Source organism: Methylobacterium sp. E-025, assembly GCF_022829705.1.
In the GTDB taxonomy this organism is placed as follows: domain Bacteria; phylum Pseudomonadota; class Alphaproteobacteria; order Rhizobiales; family Beijerinckiaceae; genus Methylobacterium.
This window is the reverse complement of sequence record NZ_JAKSYR010000081.1, coordinates 232,606-251,979: the sequence shown is the minus strand read 5'-3', so window position 1 is coordinate 251,979 and position 19,374 is coordinate 232,606. Positions and strand designations below refer to the sequence as shown.

Here is a 19,374-nt window from a genome sequence, read left to right as displayed (position 1 = left end):
CGATGAGCCACGAGATCCGCACGCCCCTGAACGGCATCCTCGGCTACGCCGACATGCTGCTCGACGAGACCCACCTGCGGGCGGAGGACCGTCACCGGCTCGAGCTGATCCAGGGCTCGGGCGCCGCGCTGCTCACCGTCGTCAACGACATCCTCGACTTCTCGAAGATCGAGGCCGGGCAGCTGACCCTCGACCCGGTCTCGTTCCCGCTGGTCTCGGTGATCGACAACACCGTCTCGATCGTCCGCGGCGGCGCGCTGAAGAGCAACCTGCGGATCGAGACCCGGATCGACCCGGATCTGCCCGCCTTCGTCCTCGGCGACGCGAGCCGGCTGCGCCAGGTGCTGCTGAACCTGCTGAACAACGCGGTGAAGTTCACCCCCGTTGGCTCGGTGACCCTCGTGGTCCGGCGCGAGCGCTCGGGGGCGCGCGGCCACGACCTGCGCTTCGAGGTCACCGACACCGGCATCGGGATTAATTCGGCGCAGCAGGACCGGCTGTTCAAGCGCTTCAGCCAGGTCGACGGCTCGATCAGCCGGCGCTTCGGCGGCACCGGCCTCGGCCTGGTGATCTGCCGCCACCTGCTCTCGTTGATGGGCGGCGAGATCGGCGTCGACAGCCGCGAGGGCGTCGGCTCGACCTTCTGGTTCACCCTCACGCTGCCGCCGGGCGAGGAGACCGGGGTCGCGGCGGCAACGTCCGCGGCTCCGGCCACGGACCCCGCCGGACGCGCCGTGCGGCTGCTTCTCGCCGAGGACGTGCCGCTCAACCAGGAGCTCGCCTGCGCGGTGCTCGAGGCGCAGGGCTACGTGGTGGACGTGGTCGAGGACGGCGCCGAGGCGATCGTCGCGGTCGAGGCGGCGCTGAAGCAGGGCCGGGGCTACGACCTCGTGCTGATGGACGTGCAGATGCCGGTGATGGACGGCCTGACCGCGACGCGCCACATCCGCGCGCTGGCGTCGCCGGCCCGCGAGATCCCGATCGTGGCGATGACCGCCAACGTGCTGCCGAAGCAGATCGAGGACCTGCGCGCGGCCGGGATGGACGACCATGTCGGCAAGCCGTTCCGGCGCGCCGACCTCTACGCCACCATCGCGCGCTGGACCGGGCCGCAGCGCGAGGCCCGCCCGGCCGCCCCGATCCCGGCGCCGGACGGCGCGAACGCGGTGCTCGACCCGGCGGTGTTCGACGCCCTTAAGGACGGCTTCGGGCCGGAGCGCGTGGCGACGTTGCTCGACTTGATGGGCAGCGAGCTGCGCGACCGCTTCCGCACCGACGAGGACGACCGGGTCCAGGTCGCCCACGATGCGCACGCGCTGGTCTCGGCTGCCGGCATGCTCGGCTTCACCCGGCTGTCGCGCCTGTGCCGCGAGATCGAGGCCGCCGCCCACGGCGACGCCGACCTGCGCCCGCTCATCCACCGGCTCGAAATCCAGCGGGCCGAGGTGCTGGGCACGATCCACAAGCTCAAGGCGGCCTGACGCCCGTTTCCCTCCCCCTCACAGGTGGGGGAGGGACCGGCGACGGGGGCCCCTACGCCTCCGGCGCGGCCGCGTCGTCCTCGGGCTCCGGGTCGGCCGTCCAGGCGGTGGCGAAGGCGGCGAGGTGCTGCGCCTCCGCGAACGCCATCACGGTGACCTCGCGCTCGGCCGGCATGGCGCCGGGATAGGGGGCGAGCAGGATGGTCTTGCGCACGAGGCGGGCGCCGGGCGCGTTCTCGGCGATCCAGGCTTCGGCCTCGGGCACCAGCGCCTCGGCGGTGGCGAGCGCCCGCGAATCCGGGCGCAGCACGATCACGCGGGTGCCGAGGCCGGGGTCGGCGGCCTGGACCGCCTGGACGATGTCGATCACGCGGTCGCCTCGGGCAATTCGTTGATCTGCACCGCGGCCTGGGCGTCGGTGAACTTGGGGATGTCGCCGAAGATCTCGGGGCCGTGCTCGGCCGCGGCCTTCGTGAAGGCGTCGGCCGATTCGAAGGTCAGCAGCGCCATCACCTGGAACGGGGCCGGCTTGCCGTCCGGCGTGCCGACGCCGCGCACGATCTTGGCCTCGTGCAGGCCCAGGGGCGACCAGCGCTCGCGCACCAGCGGCATGTGGTGGCCGAGATAGTAGTCCATGTCGAACCGGGGACCGGCCGGATACATCACGCTGACGAGGATCATGGCTATCGAACACTCCCTGGCGGCGCGTCTGCCGCGCGCCGCCGGCACGGAACCACCGAATGCCTGTTAGCGCAACGGAGGCGCTCGCGACGCCTCTTTTCTATTCCCTCCGCAAGGGCCGAGGGTTTCACACGTTTCCTGAGCGGACCGGATCGCCCGCCCCGTCTTTCCGGGGCGCCGAAGGCGAACCCGGAATCCAGAGCCGCAGACGGCGCTTGAGCCTGCCATCTCGGCGGCTCTGGATCCCGGGCTCCGCTGCGCAGCCCCGGGATGACGGGATTGAGGCGGGTCTCCGCCAGACCACACCCGGGGGTGGGGATACGGTATCCATGAGGAGCGGGCCGCCCTGCACGCCGACCGGCGATGATCGTGATCAGTGCAGCTTCACCCGCGCCTCGGTGCGGCGGGTGAGCGCGCGGGCGGCGGCGTCGAGGGCGGTCTTCACCGTGCCGTGCAGGGCCTGCTCGTGCATCTTGTACAGCGAGCGGTACATCATCCGCGCGAACAGCCCGGCGATGAACATGTTCTTGCCGCGGATGAACCCCATCAGGCTGCCGACCGTCGAGTATTCGCCGAGCGAGACGAGCGAGCCGAAGTCGCGGTACTTGAACGGCTTCAGCGGCCGCCCGGCGATGCGGGCGGGGATCTGCTTGATCAGGTAGGTCGCCTGCTGGTGCGCCGCCTGGGCGCGGGGCGGCACCGGCCGGTCGGAGCCGGCCTCGACGAGGTAGGCGCAGTCGCCCACCGCGAAGATGTCGGGATCGTGGGTGGTCTGCAGCGTCGGCGTCACCACGAGCTGGTTGGTGCGGGTGGTCTCCAGGCCGCCGAGGCCCTGCAGGAACGGCGGCGCCTTCACGCCGGCCGCCCAGACCACGAGCTCGGACGGGATGAACGCGCCGTCGGCCAGCGCCACGCCGTCGGCGCGCACCTCCGTGACCCGCGCCTGGACGCGGACCTCGACGCCGATCTTGGCGAGCAGCGCCATCACCTCGGACGAGAGCCGCGGCGGCACCGCCGGCAGGATGCGGTCGGCCGCCTCGACCAGGGTGATCTTCAGGTCCTTGGCCGGATCGATCCGGTCCATGCCGGTGGAGACCACGTCGCGGACGGTGCGGTGCAGCTCGGCCGCGAGCTCGGTGCCGGTCGCGCCGGCGCCGATCACCGTGACGTGGAGCTGCCCCGGCCGCACCGGGCCGACCTGGGTGTGGGCGCGCAGCATCGCGTTCACCAGCCGCTGGTGGAAGCGCACCGCCTGGTCCTGGGTGTCGAGCGCGATGGCGTGCTCCTTCACCCCGGGCGTGCCGAAATCGTTGGTGGTGGAGCCCACCGCCATCACCAGGGTGTCGTAGCCGACCGAGCGCACCGGCGTGATCTCGCGGCCTTCCGCATCGTGGCTGGCGGCGAGCTGGATCGTGCGCGCCGTCCGGTCGAGCCCGGTCATCTCGCCGATGCGGTAGCGGAAATGGTGCTGGTGGGCATGGTGCAGGTAGTCGACCGCGTGGTGGCCGACGTCGAGGCTGCCGGCGGCGACCTCGTGCAGCAGCGGCTTCCAGATGTGGGTGCGCGCCCGGTCGACCAGGGTGACGTGGACGTCCTTGCCGCGCCCGAGCTTGTCCCCGAGCTTGGTCGCCAGCTGAAGGCCCGCCGCGCCGCCGCCGACCACGACGATGCGGTGCAGGCCCTGTTCGTTCTCGCCCGGTACCATGCCTGTCTCGTTGCTCCTTGGTGCGGCCGTCGCCGCCTCATCGCCGGTGGTGCCCCCGTGCACAGGCACCACCCGTGCCGCCGTTCCGGGCGGGGCCATCTCGGAACGGTTCTAGACCATACCGGGATGGCCGTAATCCGGCGGGCGCCGTCAAAATTTTTTGGCCATACCTCAAGCCTATCGCTCAAGCATCGGCCGCGAGCGGCGGCCTCACGCGGCCGGCGCGCCGGGCTGGCGCTTGGGATGGGCCTCGGCGAAGGCCGGCAGCGCCAGGCACGCCCCGGCGATGCGCGCCACGGTGGGGTAGGGCGCGGTCTCCACCCCGAAGATGCCCGTGCCGACCCACAGGCTGACGAGGCAGAGGTCGGCGTGGCTCACCGCGTCGCCCTGGCTGAACCGGCCGGTGCCGGGCTCCGTGGAGAGCCGGGTCTCCAGCGTCTTCAGGCCGCTCTCGAAGGCGTGGCGGACGAAGCCCATCATGCGCTCCCTGGGGAGATCGTAGGCCTCCATCAGGTAGGTGCGCACCCGCGGCACGTAGAGCGGGTGGGTGTCGCAGGCCACGAGCTGCGCCAGCGAGCGGGCGCGCGCCCGCTCCCGCGGATCGGCCGGCAGCAGCTTCACGCCGCCCTTGGTCTCCTCCAGGTAGTCGAGGATCGCGAGCGACTGGGTCAGCGGCGGCCCGTCGCCGTCGAACAGGGCCGGCACCGCGCCCTGCGGGTTGATCGCGCGGAATTCCGGCGCATGCTGGTCGCCGGCATCGAGGTCGATGAAGGTCTCCTCGTAGGCGATCCCCTTCAGCTTCAGCGCGATCCGCACCCGGAAGGCGGCGGCCGAGCGCCAGTTGCCGTACATCCTGATCATGCCACATGGCCCTTCATCGGTTTCGGCGGGGACCACACCGCACAACCGGGCGGGCCGCAAGGGCGAAGCGTCGGCGAAGCGCGGTCTGGCCGTGATCGTGCATTGCCCCGCGGACGCGATCCCGCGATAGGGACGAGACCGCGACGACGCGCGCGACACGGCGCGCGACAAGGGATGACGGCCGATGCAGATCGAGACGCCCTATCTGATGTTCCTCGGCGACGTGCCGGACCGGCTCGCCGCCAAGACCGCCTACGGCATCGTCGACTGGCGCCCGGACTGGTGCATCGGCCAGATCCGCCTGCCGGGCTGCGCGGCCGACCTCGGCATCCCCGACCTGACCCTCGACGAGGCGCTGGCCAAGGGCTGCCGCACGATGGTGATCGGCGTCGCCAATGCCGGCGGCGTTCTGCCGGAGCACTGGGTCGCCGAGATCGTCGCAGCGCTGGAGGCCGGGTTCGACATCGCGAGCGGCCTGCACGCGCGCCTCGGCGCGGTGCCGGCCATCGCCGAGGCGGCGGCGCGCCGCGGCCGGGCGCTGCACGACGTGCGCCACACCGACGAGACCTTCGCCACCGGCAAGGGCACCAAGCGCCCGGGCCGCCGCCTGCTCGCGGTCGGTACCGATTGCTCGGTCGGCAAGAAGTACACGGTGCTGGCGCTGGAGAAGGGGATGCGCGCGCGCGGGATGGACGCGGATTTCCGCGCCACCGGGCAGACCGGGGTGTTCATCTCCGGCCGGGGCGTCGCGATCGACGCGGTGGTGGCCGACTTCATCTCCGGCGCGGTGGAGTGGATCGCGCCCGCGGCCGACCCGAAGCACTGGGACCTGATCGAGGGCCAGGGCTCGCTCTACCACCCGTCGTTTGCCGGCGTCAGCCTCGGGCTGCTGCACGGGGCGCAGGCGGACGCCTTCGTGGTCTGCCACGAGCCGAGCCGCACGACGATGCGCGGCGTCCAGCACCCGCTGCCCTCGATCCGCCAGGTGATCGACCTGACGATCCAGCTCGGCAGCCTGACCAACCCCGGCATCAGGCCCACCGGCATCGCCGTGAACACCCAGGCCCTCGAGGAGGATCCCGCCCGCGCGCTGCTCGAGAAGCTCGGCGCCGAGTACGGCCTGCCCGCCACCGACCCGGTGCGCTTCGGCGTCGAGGGCCTCGTCGACCGGCTGATCGCCGAGTTCCCGGAGACCGCGCCGTGAGGCGGCTCGCGGTCGCCGTCGAGCGCTTCCCGATCGCCGGCGCCTTCACGATCAGCCGCGGCAGCCGCACGGAAGCCGTGGTCGTCACCGCGCGGATCGCCGACGCCGAGCGGGCGGTCGCCGGCTGGGGCGAGTGCGTGCCCTATCCGCGCTACGGCGAGAGCGTCGAGAGCGTGGCCGCGGCGATCGAGGCGCAAGGCGACGCGATCGCCGCCGGCCTCGGCCGCGCCGAGCTGCTGGAGCGGATGAAGCCCGGTGCGGCGCGCAACGCGCTCGACTGCGCGCTGTTCGATTTCGAGGCCAAGGCGTCCGGCCGCCCGGCCTGGGAGATCGCCGGGCTCGCGGCGCCGTCGCCGGCCACCACCGCCTACACCCTGAGCCTCGGCACACCCGAGAGCATGGAGGCGGCCGCGCGCGACGCGTCGGCCCGGCCGCTGCTCAAGGTGAAGCTCGGCGGCGCGGGCGACCCCGCGCGCATCGCCGCGGTGCGCCGCGGCGCGCCCGACAGCCGGCTCATCGTCGACGCCAACGAGGCGTGGGGGCCGGAGACGCTCGAGGCCAACCTCGCGGCCTGCCTCGCCGCCGGCGTGACGCTGATCGAGCAGCCGCTGCCGGCCGACGACGACGGGCTTCTGAGCCGGATCGAGCGCCCGATCCCGATCTGCGCTGACGAGAGCCTGCACGACCGCGCCGGGCTCGATCATCTGGCCGGCCGCTACGACGCGATCAACATCAAGCTCGACAAGACCGGCGGCCTCACCGAGGCGATCATGCTCGCCCATGAGGCCCGCGCCCGCGGCCTCTCGCTGATGATCGGCTGCATGGTCGGCACCTCGCTCGCCATGGCCCCGGCGATGCTGCTCGCCCACCACGCCGACACGATCGACCTCGACGGCCCGCTGCTCCTCGCCCGCGACCGCACGCCGGGCCTGCTGTTCGAGGGCAGCACGATCCATCCGCCGGAGCGGGACCTTTGGGGGTGAGGCGCGGCCGCTTCTCCCTTCCCCGCAAAAGAGGGGAGGGAGGGGCGCGCTGGTCGGGCACCGCGATGGTCATGACATCGGGCGCGCTCATTCCAGGGCTGCGAAGCGGAGCCCGGAAACCAGTGCCGCAGGTGGTGCCGCGGTTCGCGCGCACGGCGGTTCTGGATTCCGGGCTCGCCTGCGTCGCCCCGGAATGACGGGTTGGCCCATCCCGGCGCCTGCGACGCCCCTAAGCCGCCACCGCCTCGATCAGCACCGTGTCGAGCCAGAAGTTTCCGTCCGGCGCGAGGCCGAAATGGTGGGCGACCTCGTCGGGGGCGGTGGCCTGGAGGGCGCGGATCGCGGTGACCAGCGGCTCGGGCGTGCGCATCCGGGCGATCCAGGTGGCGAAGTCCATGCGCAGGCGGCCGTGGGTGATCCTGTCGACGGTGAATCCCGCCTCGGCGAGCATCGCCAGCCACTCGGGCACCGAATAGTCGCGCACGTGCGAGGGATCGCGCAGCAGCTCGACCGCCTGGAGATGGGTGTCGAGAAGGGCGTCGTCCGGGGCGACGATGTCGGCGACGAGCGTCGGCGCGCCGGGCTTGGCCACGCGCCGCGCTTCGGCGAGGCCGGCCCGCACGTCGCGCCAGTGATGCGCGCTGAAGCGGGTCGCGACCGCGTCGAAGGCCGCGTCGGGAAACGGCAGCGCCGCGGCCGAGCCGGCCTCGGTCGCGATGTTGGGCAAGCCGCGCCGGCCCGCTTCCGCCGCCACCGCGGCGAGCATGTCGGGCGAGAGGTCGAGCGCGGTGACCGTGCCGGCATGCGGCGCCATCGCGAAGGCGACGTGGCCGCCGCCGCAGCCGAGATCGAGGGCGCGGGCCGGGCGCACCGTTCGCATGCGCTCGGCGATGCGGTCGAGGTCGGCGCCGGCGGCGTGGACCGCGCTCGCGGCGTAGGACGCGGCCTGCGCGCCGAACCGGTCGGCGACGTGGGTCTCGTGGCGGCGCGTGGGGGCGCTCATGGGATCCTCCCTCAGGGCGCCGGCACCAGCGGCGCGAGGCGCGAGAGCCGGAGCGCGACGGCGAGCGCCAGCCCGTAGAGCAGGCCGACGAACGCCACCACGCCGGTCCAGCCGGAATGGGCGAAGAACCAGCCGCCCATCGTGCCGAGCACCGACGAGCCGAGATAGTACAGCGACAGGTACACCGCCGAGGCCTGGGCGCGATCGCGCAGGGCGCGGCGGCCGATCCAGCTGCTCGCCACCGAATGGGCGCCGAAGAAGCCGATGGTGACGACGACGATGCCGAGCACGACGAGCCATAGGCTCTGCGACAGGGTCATCAGGATGCCGGCGATCGCCACGGTGATCGCCAGCCACAGCACCTTGCGCCGCCCGAGCCGGCTCGCGACCTCGCCGGTGAGCGTCGAGCTCATCGTGCCGAACAGGTAGACGACGAAGATCGCGCCGATCGCGGTCTGGCTCAGCGAGAACGGCGGGTCGAGCAGGCGGAAGCCGATGTAGTTGTAGACGCACACGAAGCCGCCCATCAGCAGGAAGGCTTCCGCGAACAGCCACGGCAGGCCGGGATCGCGGAAGTGCTGGCCGAAGGTGCCGGGCACCTCGCGCCAGCGCATCGGGTGGGCGACGAAGCTGCGCGAGGGCGGCAGCGCCCACCAGAACGCGAAGGCCGCGACCAGCGCCAGAACGCCGATGGTGCCGATCCCGAGCCGCCACGAGGCGTGGTCGGCGATGATGCCGGCGATCAGCCGCCCGCACATCCCGCCGACCGCGTTGCCGCCGACGAGCAGGCCCATCGACAGGCCGATCGAGCGCCCGTCCATCTCCTCGCCGAGATAGGCCATCGCCACCGCCGGCAACCCGCTCGCGGCGAGGCCGGTCAGCGCGCGCAGCACCAGGAACCCGTGCCAGCTCGGCACCAGCGCGGCGACGATCGTGAGGAGCGCGGAGGCGAAGAGCGAGGCCAGCATCACCGGCTTGCGGCCGAGCACCTCGGAAATCGGGCTGACGAAGAGCAGCGCCACCGCCAGCACCCCGCAGGGCAGCGACAGGGCGAGGCTGCTCTCGGCCGGCGACACGCCGAAATCGTCGGCATAGACCGGCAGCAGCGGCTGCACGCCGTAGAGCACCGCGAAGGTGGAGAACCCGGCCGCCGCCAGCGCCAGCGCCGTGCGGCGGAAGACCGGCGTGCCCGATCGGATCAGCTCGACGCCGTCGCTCATGCGTTCCTGGTTCCGGCTCCGGTGGCGGCGTCGGTGTTGGGCCGCGTCCCGGGCCGGCGTCAACAGCCGGAGGCGCAGGGCGGTTCGATTCCGACGCTTTCCACGGCCGCCCGGCCGACGCACGGATCCCGGAGCCCGCCGCGGCGGCACCGGCACCGGCCGCGCGACCAGCGTATCGGCCAAGACGATCGCCCGCGGCGAGCCCGGAGGCCGGGTATTCGCGTCCGGAGGGAAGGGCCGTCACAAGACGTACACGGCCGCTGGATAAGCGTGACCGCAAGCACAGAGCGACGAAACGGGCGTCGCACCGGCACCCGCACCGGCACCCGCATCGGCATCACCCGGCGAAACCTGACGGCTCGGGTGCAGAATACGTCATCGATACAACTGGAACGCGCGTTCTACTGGGCCGGCGGCGCAGGGGGCGCGATCGCCCGGTCATCCGTTTCGACCCTCGCCGCTTGAATGGACCCTCCATGCGCGTTCCGCTCAAGGCCGCCCTCCTCGGCGCGACCGTCCTCCTGCCGGCCCGTGCGGACGCGCAGGCGCTTCCGGCAGGGCCGGCGCCGGGCTTTCCCAACAGCACGTCCGTGAGCCCGGGCACCGTCCTCGACCGCCTGTTCGACAGCTACGGGCGGCTCCTGACGGGCGACCCCGCGGTGCTGACGCAGAACTACCAGACCGTCGTATCGATGACGCAGGCGCGCACCGCCGACCAGACGCTTGCGGCGGTGCGCGACGACCGGACCGCGCAGCCCTACAGCGTGCTCAACGGCCTCGGGCCGCTGACCGGCCTGTATCTCACGGGCGCCGGCGCCTCGTTCGGCGGGACGACGCCCGCGCGTCTGACGCCCACCACCTACGCCGCGCCGACGCTGTCCGAATACGCGGCCGACATCGGCCTGGGCACCGGTGCCAGCGCCGGGACGACCACCTTCGGCAACGGAACCGCGACGCCGCTCACCGCGGCGGTGAGCTTCATCATCAACGTGGTCCGGGCGAACGGCTCGACCGAGCCGGCCAAGCGCATCTTCGAGCGCTACCAGGGCGCGACGCCGGCCGTCGACCCGCTGGACCCCCGCTACGGCAACTACAACGCGATCACGAACCGGACCGCGCTGAGGGCGTCCGACACCGCGAGCCTCGTCGTCCCGGCCTACCTGTCGAGCTTCCCCGTCCCAGCCGTCTACGGCACCACGGCGGCCTGGGTCCGCGGCTTCACCGTGACCCGGGCGATGATCGACGCCAACGGCGGAAGGCCGCTCACCGCGCCGAACGTCGGCAGCTTCGATGCGGCGGGCACCTTCACCCCGGCCACCTTCGGCGTCGGCGACTACCTGCCGGGCGTCGGCACCGCGCCGCGGCCCTACCGCGTCTCGACCTCCGTCAGCGTGCCCGCCCTGCTCCAGCCGATCATCAACGGCACCAACCCTTACGCGGACGGCGCCTTTCCGAGCGGCCATACCAATTCCGGCACGCTCCAGGCGCTCGGCGTCGGCTTCCTGGTGCCGCAGCAGTTCCAGGAACTGCTCGCCCGCGCCGCCGACCTCGGCAACGACCGCATCCTCGCCGGCATGCACTCGCCCCTCGACGTGATGGGCGGCCGCATGGAGGCCACCGCGATCGCCGCCACGAACATCTACGCCGCGCTCTACGACGCGAGCGGCAACCGGCTCGATTGGACCAACCCCGCCAACGCCGCGGCCTACGCGGTCTACCAAGCCTACCGGCAGACCCAGTCCTACCTCGCGGCCTCCTGCGGGGCCGCGAGCGTCGGCGCCTGCGTGGCGGCTGCGTCGAGCGCCGCCGACCCCTTCGGCGACGCCGCGCAGAACAGGGCGAACTACCGCGCGCGGATGACCTACGGCTTCCAGCCGACGGGCCCGCAGGCCGCGATGACCGCCGCGGAGGTCCCGGTCCAGGCGCAGGTCCTGCTCCTCACCCGCTTCCCCTACCTGACCGACGCCCAGCGGACGGACGTGCTGGCGAGCACCGGCCTGCCCTCGGGGTATCCGCTTCTCGACGGGAACACCTACGGCGGCTGGGGACGGATCAACCTCTACGCCGCCAACGACGGCTACGGCGCCTTCGCCAGCACCGTCTCCGTGACCATGGACGCGTCGCAGGGCGGCTACGGCGCGAGCGACAGCTGGAACAACGACATCTCCGGCCCCGGCGGCCTGATCAAGAACGGCAGCGGCGCCCTGCGGCTGGGCGGCACCGACACCTATGCCGGCCCGACCCTCGTCAACGGCGGAACCCTGACCGTGGACGGCTCGCTCGTCTCGGCGGTCACCGTCGCGGGCGGCCGGCTCGGCGGCTCGGGCACGGTGGGGGGGCTCGCCGTCCTGCCGGGCGGCACGGTGGCGCCCGGCCATTCGATCGGCACCCTGACGGTCGCGGGCAGCGCCGCCTTCGCGGCGGGCTCGGCCTATCAGGTCGAGGCCGACGCCGCCGGCCGGTCCGACCGCCTCGCGGTGGCCGGAACCGCCACGCTCGCGGGCGGAACGGTGCAGGTGCTGGCCCAAGCCGGCAGCTACGGCCCGCGCACCCGCTACGCGATCCTCGATGCGGCCGGGGGCGTGTCGGGGCGGTTTTCCGGCGCGACGTCGAACTTCGCCTTCTTGACGCCGACGCTCCGCTACGAGCCAACCGCGGTCGATCTGAACCTGACCCGCAACGACGTGGCGTTCTCCGCCATCGCCACGACCCGCAACGCGGCGGCGGTCGCCGACGCGATCCAGGCGGGCGGGCCGGGCGCCGGCGCCTACGCCGCGACCGTCGGGCTGACGACGCCGGAGGCCCAGGGCGCGTTCCGGGCGCTTGCCGGCGACGTCCACGCCTCGGCGGTGTCCGGGTCCTACCAAACCGCGTTCTTCGTCCGCGAGGCGATCCTCGACCGGCTGCGCTGGGGCGTCACCCCCGGTTCGGCGGACGGGCCGAGCTTCGGCGACCTGCCGGCGCGCTATTCCGCCGACCTGCCGGAAAGCCGGCCGCCGGTCGCCTCCGTGCCGATGCGGATCCTCGACCCGACCGTGGTCGGCGTCTGGGGCCAGGGCTTCGGCGCCTTCGGCGGCGCCCGCGGCGGCAACGCCTTCGGCCTCGACCGGACGCTGGCGGGCTTCGCCGCCGGCCTCGACCTGCGCCTGCCGAGCGGGTTCAGGCTCGGGCTCGTCGGCGGCTACGCCGAGAGCGCCCTCGACACCGCCGGTCGCCGCGAATCGGCCGGCGTCACCGGCGGGTTCGGCGGCGTCTACGGCGGCTACGAGCTCGGCCCGGTCTCGGTGCGGCTCGGCTCGGTCTACGCCGACGAATCCCTGCGCACCCGCCGCACCGTCGTCGTTCCGGGCGTGTCCGACACGCCGTCCGGCCGCTACGGCGGCAGCACGGTGCAGGGCTTCGGCGAGATCGGCTACCGGTTCCTCGTCGCAGCGCCCGCGCCGGCCGTGCCGGTGGACGCGGAACTGGGCGTGCCGGTGCGATCGGCCCCGACCTACGTCGAGCCCTTCGTCGGTGGCGCCTATGTCGGCATCCACCGCGACCGCTTCGCGGAGACCGGCGGCGTCGCCGCCCTGACCGGATCCGCCCGCGACTACGACCTCGGTGCCCTGACGGCGGGCCTGCGCGGGCAGACGGCGTTCGACCTCAGCCTCGGCCTGCCGCTCTCGGCGCACGCGCTCCTCGGCTACCGCCGGGCGTACGGCGACGTGGTGCCGAAGGCGCTGCTGTCCTTCGGTGCGGACCCGAGCTTCCTGGCGGCGGGCGTCCCGATGGATCGGGACGCGGTGGTGGCGGAGGTCGGCCTCGACCTGCGCCTGGCGTCCGGCGTGACCTTCGGCGCGGCCTATACCGGCCAGACCGGCGCGCGGGCGCAGGACCACGCGGTGAAGGGCAACCTCACCTGCCGGTTCTGATCCGGCCTGCCGACGGATGCCGGCCCGGGGCGGGCCGGCATCACACCCATCCTATCGCGGCGCCGCCGCCGGGGGCGCCCCGCTCTGCTGCAGCAGCGGGGTGATGCGGCGGACCGTGACCCGGCGGTTCTCGCGTGAGGCGTTCTGCGTGTTCACCTTCAGGTACTGCTCGCCGTAGCCCTGGGTGGTCAGGTTCTCGGGCGGCACCTGGAAGTTCTGGGTCAGCACCGTCGCGACCGACTGCGCCCGCCGATCCGACAGCGACAGGTTGTCGACGTCGGCGCCGACCGCGTCGGTGTAGCCCTCGATCAGGAACACCTCCTGCGGGTTGGCGCGGATCGCCTGGTTGATCGCCGCCGCGATCGTCGAGAGCCGGGCGGCCTGGTCGGGCGTGACCGTGAACGAGGCGGTGTCGAAGGTGATCGTGTCGATGTCGACGCTGCGCATCCGGGCGCGCAGCTGCGGGCTGTAGCGGACCTGATCCAGCGTGTAGCGCCGGTCGACCGCCACCACCGGCGGGGCCGACAGGGCCTCGTAGACCGCGCGCTCGTCGGCCGCGCCGTAATCCACCACGTAGCGCTCGCGCGGGATGCGGATGTCGGGCGGCGGCAGGTCGACCACGTCCTCGTAGATCGGGCGCGGGACGCCGCCGTAGCTGTTGTCGATCAGCACGACCTCGCGGCCGTCGCGGAAGCGGCGGTAGCGGCGCAGCATCCGGCCGTCGTCGTCCACCACCGTCACGATCTGCTCGCCGCCGGGACGGTCGAGATAGGTGTAGGTGTCTGGCCCGCGCCGCTCGCTGCGGTAGCCGCCGCCGCCGATGTCGCGGAAGCGCTCGTTCTCGTCGTGGCGGATGAAGTAGTTGTTCTGATCGCGCACGATGATCCGGCCGGGCTCGCGGATGTAGGTCCGCCCGTCCTCGTTGAACTCGCGGCGGTCGCGACGCACGCGGTCGTAGTCGCGCACGTCCTCGTCGTCGGTGCTGAAGCCGCCGGGGATGTAGCCGGGACGGCCGGGACGGTTGAAGCCGTCGCGGTCGCGGTCGCCGACGCGGCCCGTCGGCACGCCGCGCGGATCGTAGCCCGGCTGCCCGGGCTGGGCGCCCGGCTGCGTGTCGGAGCCGCGCAGCCCCGGCTGGCCGGGATTGCCCTGGCCCGGGCCGAACGGGCCGGCGCCCTGCGGCGGGACCGGCCGTCCGGGCACGCCGGGGCCGGCGTTCGGGGCGGCATTGGGCGGGGCGGCATTGGGATTGCTATTCGGGCCGCCGGGGCGGCCCGGCCCGCCGGCGGCGCCGGGGGGCTCGACGGCATCGGGACGCTGGACCGGACGGCCCGGAACGCCGGGGCGCGCGTTCGGCGCCACCGCCCCGGGCTGCGCGGGCGGCGCGCCCGGCACCGTCGCGGGCGGCGTGCCGGGCGGGGTGGCGCGATCCTGCGGGCCGCCTTCGCCCGGGCGTGCGCCGGGCGGCTGCACCGGCCGGCCGGGAACGCCGGGCGCCGCGTTCGGCGCGGGGCGCTCGCCGGCATTCGGCGGCGTCGGCGCGCCGGGCGGCGGCGTCGCGGGCCGGTTCGGCTCGGCACCGGGCCGCGCGGGCGGGGGCGCCTGCGGCGGCGTCCGCGCAGGCGGAGCCTCGGCGGCCGGGGGTCGGGTGACCGCGTCCGGCGCGTCGCGGCGCGCGGGCGGGGCGGTGCGCTCGGGGTCGCGCTCGCGGGCGGCCGGGGGAGCTGGGGGCGGCGCAGGGCGCTCGGCCGGCTGCGGCCGTTCCTGGGGACGGGGCGCCGGCGCACGGTCCTCGCGCGGCTCCGGGCGCTCGCGGGCCGCCGGCGGGGCGGCGCGCTCCTGCGGGGCCGGACGCTCGGCCGGCGGGGCGCGCTCGGGACGCGGCTGCGGACGCTCCTGCGGCGGCGCCCGCTCGGGGCGCGGCTCCGGCCGCTCGCGTCCGCCGGGCGGAGCGCCGGCCGGGCCTTCGCGCCCGCCGCCGCGGCCTTCTCCGCCGCGCCCGCCGGGTCCATCGCCACCCCGCCCGCCGGGACCTTCGCCGCCGCGCGGCCCGCGCTCCTCGGGGCCGCCCTGCGCCAGGAGGATCGTGCCAGAGGCGCCGTCCTGCCGGGCGAAGGCCGGTGGGGCGAGGACGAGCCCGGGCAGCATCGTGCCGGTCAGGAGGAGCAGGCGGAGTGTCCGCATTCGGTCGGCCTCGAGGATCGTGTAAAAGGCCGAACCGAACCCCTCAGGCGCCAGATGGTTCCGAAATTCCGGTTCCGGTTTCCCGCGTTCGGGCGCCGCCGCTCAGGGGGCGGGCGCCTTCGCCGGCACGAGCCGATCGAGGGCGATGATGCGCACCGTGCGCTCGGCGGTGCCGGTCGTCGACGGCTCGGTCGAGAGGTCCGGCGCGGGCTTCGGCGCCATCTCGACGGGCAGGCCCGAGCGCTCGGCGGCGTCGGCGGCCAGCACCGCGGCGGTCTTGTCGGCGCGGCCGACCAGGGTGAGGCGGACCTTCGGGGCCGGGCGCGACAGCGCCTCCGCCTGCATCGGCGTGACGAAGATGTCGCCCTTGTGCCGCACCAGCATGCTCTCGGCCTTCACCAGCGACTGCGCCCAAGTCCTGTCGGCGGGCTTGCACGAGCAGTTCGGCACGAAGGTCTTGCGGAACTTGAACGCGTTGGCGAGCGAGACGTAGGCCTTGCCGCCCTTCACCGTCGCGGCCGACTTCAGCGCCTCGTCGCCGTAGGGCATCGAGTAGGCCACGGCCTCGGTGCCGGGGCAGAGCGCCTGGCACATCTCGTCGGCGCCGTTGCGGCCCTCGGGCAGGTTGCGCATCGGGAAGTAGGCGCCGTCGCAGGTGCGCACGCAGATCACCTGCGCGCCGCCGCGGGCATAGGCTTCGCCGGTGGCGGGGTCGACGCGCGCCGTATCGGCGCAGGACGCGGCGATCAGGCCCTGGAGCTGGCGGCGGCGGGCGCCGCTGTCGTCGATCGCCGCGCCGCCGTAGGTGGCGTTGAGCGCGCGGATGCGCTGCTCGACCGCGCCGCATTGCGGGGGCCGCGTGTCGAAGAACAGGAAGGTGCCGCCCTCGCAGCTCAGGGAGCGGTGATAGGCCTCGAGCCGGCCGATCTCGCTCTGGAGCGCGCGCACCATGCTGGCGCCGTTGCCCAGGCTCGCCAGCTCGGACCGGTAGCGCAGGCAGGCCGCGCTCGGCAGGTGGCTCTGGCTCGGAACGCTTGCCTGGGTCGGAAGCGGGGACTGGCTCGGCTCGGGGGACGGCGCCTGGGCCTGCCCGGCCGCGACCGCGCCGAGCCACAGCGCTAGGATCGCGAGCGGGCGGCGGAGCGGGCGAAAGGTGTGGCGCATCGACGGCATGGCGAACGATCGGGGGCTCGGCGCAGGGCGGAAGGGGAGCTGTGCGGTCCGCCGCGTCGTGGAGAGTGGCGCCGGCGAGCGAAGCACCGGCGGGCTTAACTTTTTTAAACGCCCTCGCGCATCGGCGACACCCCTCCTACATGCCCGCGGTGACACAAGCGGGGGAATGGCGGACGATGTTGCTTCGGGGTCTCACACGCGGCGCGCGAGCCGCGCTGTTCCTGTCCGCGCTGGCGGGCCTCACCGGCGCCGCCGCGGCGCAGGAACCCGACCGGATCTTCGACAAGTCGACGGTCTGGCGCCCGCTCACGCCCAACGACAAGCTCGTGGTCTACGGCGTCGACGACCCGCTCGTGAGCGGCGTCGCGTGCTGGTACACCCAGCCGGAGAAGGGCGGCATCAAGGGCACGCTCGGGCTGGCCGAGGACGTCTCCGACATCTCGCTCGCCTGCCGCCAGGTCGGGCCGGTGCAGTTCACCGGCAAGTTCGGCCAGGGCGAGGTGGTGTTCAGCGAGCGCCGCTCGCTGATCTTCAAGTCGATGCAGATCGTGCGCGGCTGCGACGCCAAGCGCAACACGCTGATCTACATGGTCTATTCCGACAAGGTGATCCAGGGGTCGCCCAAGAACTCGACCTCGAGCGTGCCGCTGATGCCCTGGGGCACCGAGCCGCCGCCGAAATGCGGCGCGTTCCTGAAGGGGTGACGCGGACGCGTCCCTCCCCCCTCTGCGGGGGAGGGGGCACGCTTCGGGGACCCCCTCAATCCTGGCAGGTGATGCGGATCGGGCGGTCGGCCGGCTTGGTAACGGGGAGGTCGACGGCGCCGGTGTATTCCTCGGCGGCCGCGATCCCGTAGGCGTTGGCGGTGGCGTAGCCCTGCGCCTCGCACCAGGCGTTGGCGACGACCTGGCCGCACTCGCTGCCGGGGCTGGTCAGGCACTCGCCGACGCCGTAGCCGTCGCTCGACGGGATCAGGAAGGTCTTCTCGACATGGGGCGCGCCCTTGCCGGCCGGGGTCTCGCCGTCGCCGGCGGCCATCGCGCCGTGGGCGATCGTGACGAGGAGGGCAGCGGCAGCGAGTGCACCGAATCCGGCAGCCGAGCGTCGCATGGATACGTCCTTGTTCAGGGGATGCCCCGGTTCAGGGTCTGGCGTGCGGGTTGAAGTCGCGGGCGGGAATTCGACGGTCAAAATCCGACGGCGGGGTAAACAAAGGCTTTCCGGCGCCGATCGGATTTCCGTGCCCGGACCCGATCGCGCCGCCCGAGCCGACGCGCCGCCGCGCCGGTCTCGAATTCTTGACGGATTTCGGGTAGCCCGATCCGGGCCTCCGGACCGTCGCCGATCCGCAACACGGCTCGGCGCGAAGCCGGCGGCATTGCGGCGGGCCGGGTCGCGCGGAGCCCCGTCCGCGGGGGCGGCGCGCGGCGCCCAGGGCACTGACGCCAAACGAGAGTTTTCGCGGGTCCGGCGCCCGGCGAGGGCAGCGCCGCCGGGATCGCGGCCGCGAAGGACGAGGGACGTTTCATGGCGCCGATGTTGCGGCTCTACAACACGCTGACCGGAGCCAAGGAGGCCTTCGCGCCGATCGATCCGAGCCATGTCCGGATGTATGCCTGCGGCCCGACGGTCTACGACGCGGCCCATATCGGCAACGCGCGCCCGATCATCGTCTTCGACCTGCTGTTCCGGCTGCTGCGCCGGGTCTACGGCGCGGCCCACGTCACCTACGCCCGCAACGTCACCGACGTGGACGACAAGATCAACGCCCGCGCCGCCGAGCGCGGCATCACCATCCGCGCGCTCACCGACGGGACGCTCGCCGCCTTCCACGCGGACCTGCGCGACCTCGGCGTGCTGATGCCGGAGGACGTGAACGTGCCCGGCGAGCGCCCGCGGATGATCGAGCCGCGCGCCACCGACCACATCGCCGAGATGGTCGCGATGATCGAGGCGCTGGTCGCGTCCGGCCACGCCTACGTCGCCGCCGGCCACGTGCTGTTCGACGTGCCCGCGATGCCCGATTACGGCGCGCTCTCGAAGCGCCCGCTCGACGAGATGGAGGCCGGGGCGCGGGTCGAGGTCGCGCCCTACAAGCGCTCGCCCCTCGATTTCGTACTGTGGAAGCCCTCGAAGCCCGGCGAGCCGTCCTGGCCGTCGCCGTCGGGCATCGCCGCGCCCGGGCGCCCGGGCTGGCACATCGAGTGCTCGGCGATGTCGGCGCGGCATCTCGGGCAGACCTTCGACATCCATGCCGGCGGCATCGACCTGATCTTCCCCCACCACGAGAACGAGGTGGCGCAGTCCCGCTGCTGCTTCGGCACGCCGGTGATGGCCAACACCTGGCTGCACAACGGCTTCCTCCAGGTGGAGGGGGAGAAGATGTCGAAGTCGGCCGGCAACTTCGTCACCTTGCGCGCGGCGCTGAACGACTGGCCGGGCGAGGTGGTGCGCCTCGCCATGCTCAAGTCGCACTACCGCCAGCCGATCGACTGGACCCTGCGCGGCCTCGAGGAGGCGCGGCGGATGCTCGACCGCTGGTACGGCGCCGTCGGCGACGCAAGGCCCGCCGCCGAGGCGCCGGAGGCGGTGCTGGAGCCGCTGCTCGACGACCTCAACACCGCCGCGGCGCTCGCCGAGATCCACCGCCTCGACGATCCGGCGCGCCTCCGCGCCGGGGCGAACCTGCTCGGGTTCCTCGGGCAGACCCGCTCCGAGCGGGACGCGGCCACGGTCGCGGCCGCGGGCCTCGACGTGACGGCGATCGAGGCGCTGATCGCCGATCGCGCCGCCGCCCGCGCCGCCAAGGACTGGGCCGCCTCGGACCGCGCCCGCGACGCCCTCGCCGCGATGGGCGTGGCGGTCAAGGACGGCAAGGACGGCACCACCTGGAGCGTGATCTAGGCGCTGGTGCGCCTGGATGGGTCGCAGGGCCGGTTCCGGGCGACGCGCATCGCCGATCCCG

15 protein-coding genes are annotated in these 19,374 nt (G+C 73.4%); 6 read left to right on the top strand and 9 right to left on the bottom strand.

Annotation, left to right across the window (positions count from 1 at the left end):
- Positions 1-1,481 (top strand): ATP-binding protein (locus MKK64_RS10115; protein ID WP_243934167.1); only part of this gene is annotated, 1,481 nt, incomplete at its 5' end.
- A 52-nt stretch (positions 1,482-1,533) separates the two neighbouring features.
- On the opposite strand, the gene MKK64_RS10110 is transcribed toward MKK64_RS10115, so the two are convergent.
- From MKK64_RS10110 to maiA, 4 genes are all read right to left on the bottom strand, one after another.
- Positions 1,534-1,851 carry a hypothetical protein gene (locus MKK64_RS10110; RefSeq protein ID WP_147727660.1) on the bottom strand — a complete coding sequence of 106 codons (318 nt, stop codon included), beginning with the start codon at positions 1,849-1,851 and terminating at the stop codon, positions 1,534-1,536.
- Positions 1,848-2,162 (bottom strand): EthD family reductase, encoded by a 315-nt coding sequence (locus MKK64_RS10105; protein ID WP_147727659.1) that lies wholly within the window; start codon positions 2,160-2,162, stop codon positions 1,848-1,850. The genes MKK64_RS10110 and MKK64_RS10105 overlap by 4 nt, the downstream gene beginning before the upstream one ends.
- 373 nt (positions 2,163-2,535) lie before the next feature.
- The gene (locus MKK64_RS10100) at positions 2,536-3,867 is read right to left on the bottom strand and encodes an NAD(P)/FAD-dependent oxidoreductase (protein ID WP_147727658.1); all 1,332 of its coding nucleotides are present in this window, start codon (positions 3,865-3,867) and stop codon (positions 2,536-2,538) included.
- A 210-nt stretch (positions 3,868-4,077) separates the two neighbouring features.
- A complete protein-coding gene (gene maiA, locus MKK64_RS10095) occupies positions 4,078-4,725 on the bottom strand; it encodes a maleylacetoacetate isomerase (RefSeq protein WP_243934199.1) in 648 nt (215 codons plus the stop codon).
- 187 nt (positions 4,726-4,912) lie between these two features.
- Between maiA and dgcN the strand changes: the two genes are divergently transcribed.
- Both dgcN and dgcA read left to right on the top strand, forming a co-directional pair.
- On the top strand, positions 4,913-5,932 hold the full coding sequence (dgcN, locus tag MKK64_RS10090) for an N-acetyltransferase DgcN (RefSeq protein ID WP_147727657.1): 1,020 nt from the start codon (positions 4,913-4,915) through the stop codon (positions 5,930-5,932).
- Complete coding sequence (gene dgcA / locus MKK64_RS10085) at positions 5,929-6,915, top strand: N-acetyl-D-Glu racemase DgcA (protein ID WP_243932735.1); 987 nt, start codon at positions 5,929-5,931, stop codon at positions 6,913-6,915. The genes dgcN and dgcA overlap by 4 nt, the downstream gene beginning before the upstream one ends.
- A 229-nt stretch (positions 6,916-7,144) precedes the next feature.
- Here dgcA and MKK64_RS10080 read toward each other — a convergent pair whose 3' ends face one another.
- Entirely contained in the window at positions 7,145-7,918 is a 774-nt protein-coding gene (locus MKK64_RS10080) for a class I SAM-dependent methyltransferase (RefSeq protein ID WP_243934165.1), read from the bottom strand.
- A gap of 11 nt (positions 7,919-7,929) precedes the next feature.
- Positions 7,930-9,138: an MFS transporter gene (locus MKK64_RS10075; RefSeq protein ID WP_147728774.1), complete on the bottom strand. Its 1,209-nt coding sequence runs from the start codon at positions 9,136-9,138 to the stop codon at positions 7,930-7,932.
- A gap of 476 nt (positions 9,139-9,614) precedes the next feature.
- On the opposite strand from MKK64_RS10075, the gene MKK64_RS10070 reads away from it, so the two are divergent.
- The gene (locus tag MKK64_RS10070) at positions 9,615-13,052 is read left to right on the top strand and encodes an autotransporter domain-containing protein (protein ID WP_243934163.1); all 3,438 of its coding nucleotides are present in this window, start codon (positions 9,615-9,617) and stop codon (positions 13,050-13,052) included.
- 51 nt (positions 13,053-13,103) lie between these two features.
- Here MKK64_RS10070 and MKK64_RS10065 read toward each other — a convergent pair whose 3' ends face one another.
- The gene (locus MKK64_RS10065; protein ID WP_243934161.1) at positions 13,104-15,236 is read right to left on the bottom strand and encodes an OmpA family protein; all 2,133 of its coding nucleotides are present in this window, start codon (positions 15,234-15,236) and stop codon (positions 13,104-13,106) included.
- A 102-nt stretch (positions 15,237-15,338) separates the two neighbouring features.
- Positions 15,339-16,400, bottom strand: a complete 1,062-nt coding sequence (locus MKK64_RS10060) for a DUF2865 domain-containing protein (RefSeq protein ID WP_409567395.1) — start codon at positions 16,398-16,400, stop codon at positions 15,339-15,341.
- A 185-nt stretch (positions 16,401-16,585) separates the two neighbouring features.
- Here MKK64_RS10060 and MKK64_RS10055 point away from each other — a divergent pair, with 185 nt between their 5' ends.
- The gene (locus MKK64_RS10055; protein ID WP_147729417.1) at positions 16,586-17,113 is read left to right on the top strand and encodes a CreA family protein; all 528 of its coding nucleotides are present in this window, start codon (positions 16,586-16,588) and stop codon (positions 17,111-17,113) included.
- Positions 17,114-17,168: 55 nt separating this feature from the next.
- Here the strand turns inward: MKK64_RS10055 and MKK64_RS10050 are convergent, their stop codons facing one another.
- Positions 17,169-17,519, bottom strand: a complete 351-nt coding sequence (locus MKK64_RS10050; protein WP_147729418.1) for a hypothetical protein — start codon at positions 17,517-17,519, stop codon at positions 17,169-17,171.
- A 417-nt stretch (positions 17,520-17,936) separates the two neighbouring features.
- Here MKK64_RS10050 and cysS point away from each other — a divergent pair, with 417 nt between their 5' ends.
- Positions 17,937-19,313: a cysteine--tRNA ligase gene (gene cysS, locus MKK64_RS10045; protein WP_243934158.1), complete on the top strand. Its 1,377-nt coding sequence runs from the start codon at positions 17,937-17,939 to the stop codon at positions 19,311-19,313.
- The last annotated feature ends 61 nt before the right edge of the window (positions 19,314-19,374 follow it).

Bases quoted from the DNA above. Each gene is read 5' to 3' on its own strand.
- MKK64_RS10105 (WP_147727659.1), bottom strand. From the start codon at position 2,162: ATGATCCTCGTCAGCGTGATGTATCCGGCCGGTCCCCGGTTCGACATG.
- MKK64_RS10100 (WP_147727658.1), bottom strand. From the start codon at position 3,867: ATGGTACCGGGCGAGAACGAACAGGGCCTGCACCGCATCGTCGTGGTC.
- dgcN (WP_147727657.1), top strand. From the start codon at position 4,913: ATGCAGATCGAGACGCCCTATCTGATGTTCCTCGGCGACGTGCCGGAC.
- MKK64_RS10080 (WP_243934165.1), bottom strand. From the start codon at position 7,918: ATGAGCGCCCCCACGCGCCGCCACGAGACCCACGTCGCCGACCGGTTC.
- MKK64_RS10075 (WP_147728774.1), bottom strand. From the start codon at position 9,138: ATGAGCGACGGCGTCGAGCTGATCCGATCGGGCACGCCGGTCTTCCGC.
- MKK64_RS10070 (WP_243934163.1), top strand. From the start codon at position 9,615: ATGCGCGTTCCGCTCAAGGCCGCCCTCCTCGGCGCGACCGTCCTCCTG.
- MKK64_RS10065 (WP_243934161.1), bottom strand. From the start codon at position 15,236: ATGCGGACACTCCGCCTGCTCCTCCTGACCGGCACGATGCTGCCCGGG.
- MKK64_RS10060 (WP_409567395.1), bottom strand. From the start codon at position 16,400: ATGCGCCACACCTTTCGCCCGCTCCGCCGCCCGCTCGCGATCCTAGCG.
- MKK64_RS10055 (WP_147729417.1), top strand. From the start codon at position 16,586: ATGTTGCTTCGGGGTCTCACACGCGGCGCGCGAGCCGCGCTGTTCCTG.
- MKK64_RS10050 (WP_147729418.1), bottom strand. From the start codon at position 17,519: ATGCGACGCTCGGCTGCCGGATTCGGTGCACTCGCTGCCGCTGCCCTC.
- cysS (WP_243934158.1), top strand. From the start codon at position 17,937: ATGGCGCCGATGTTGCGGCTCTACAACACGCTGACCGGAGCCAAGGAG.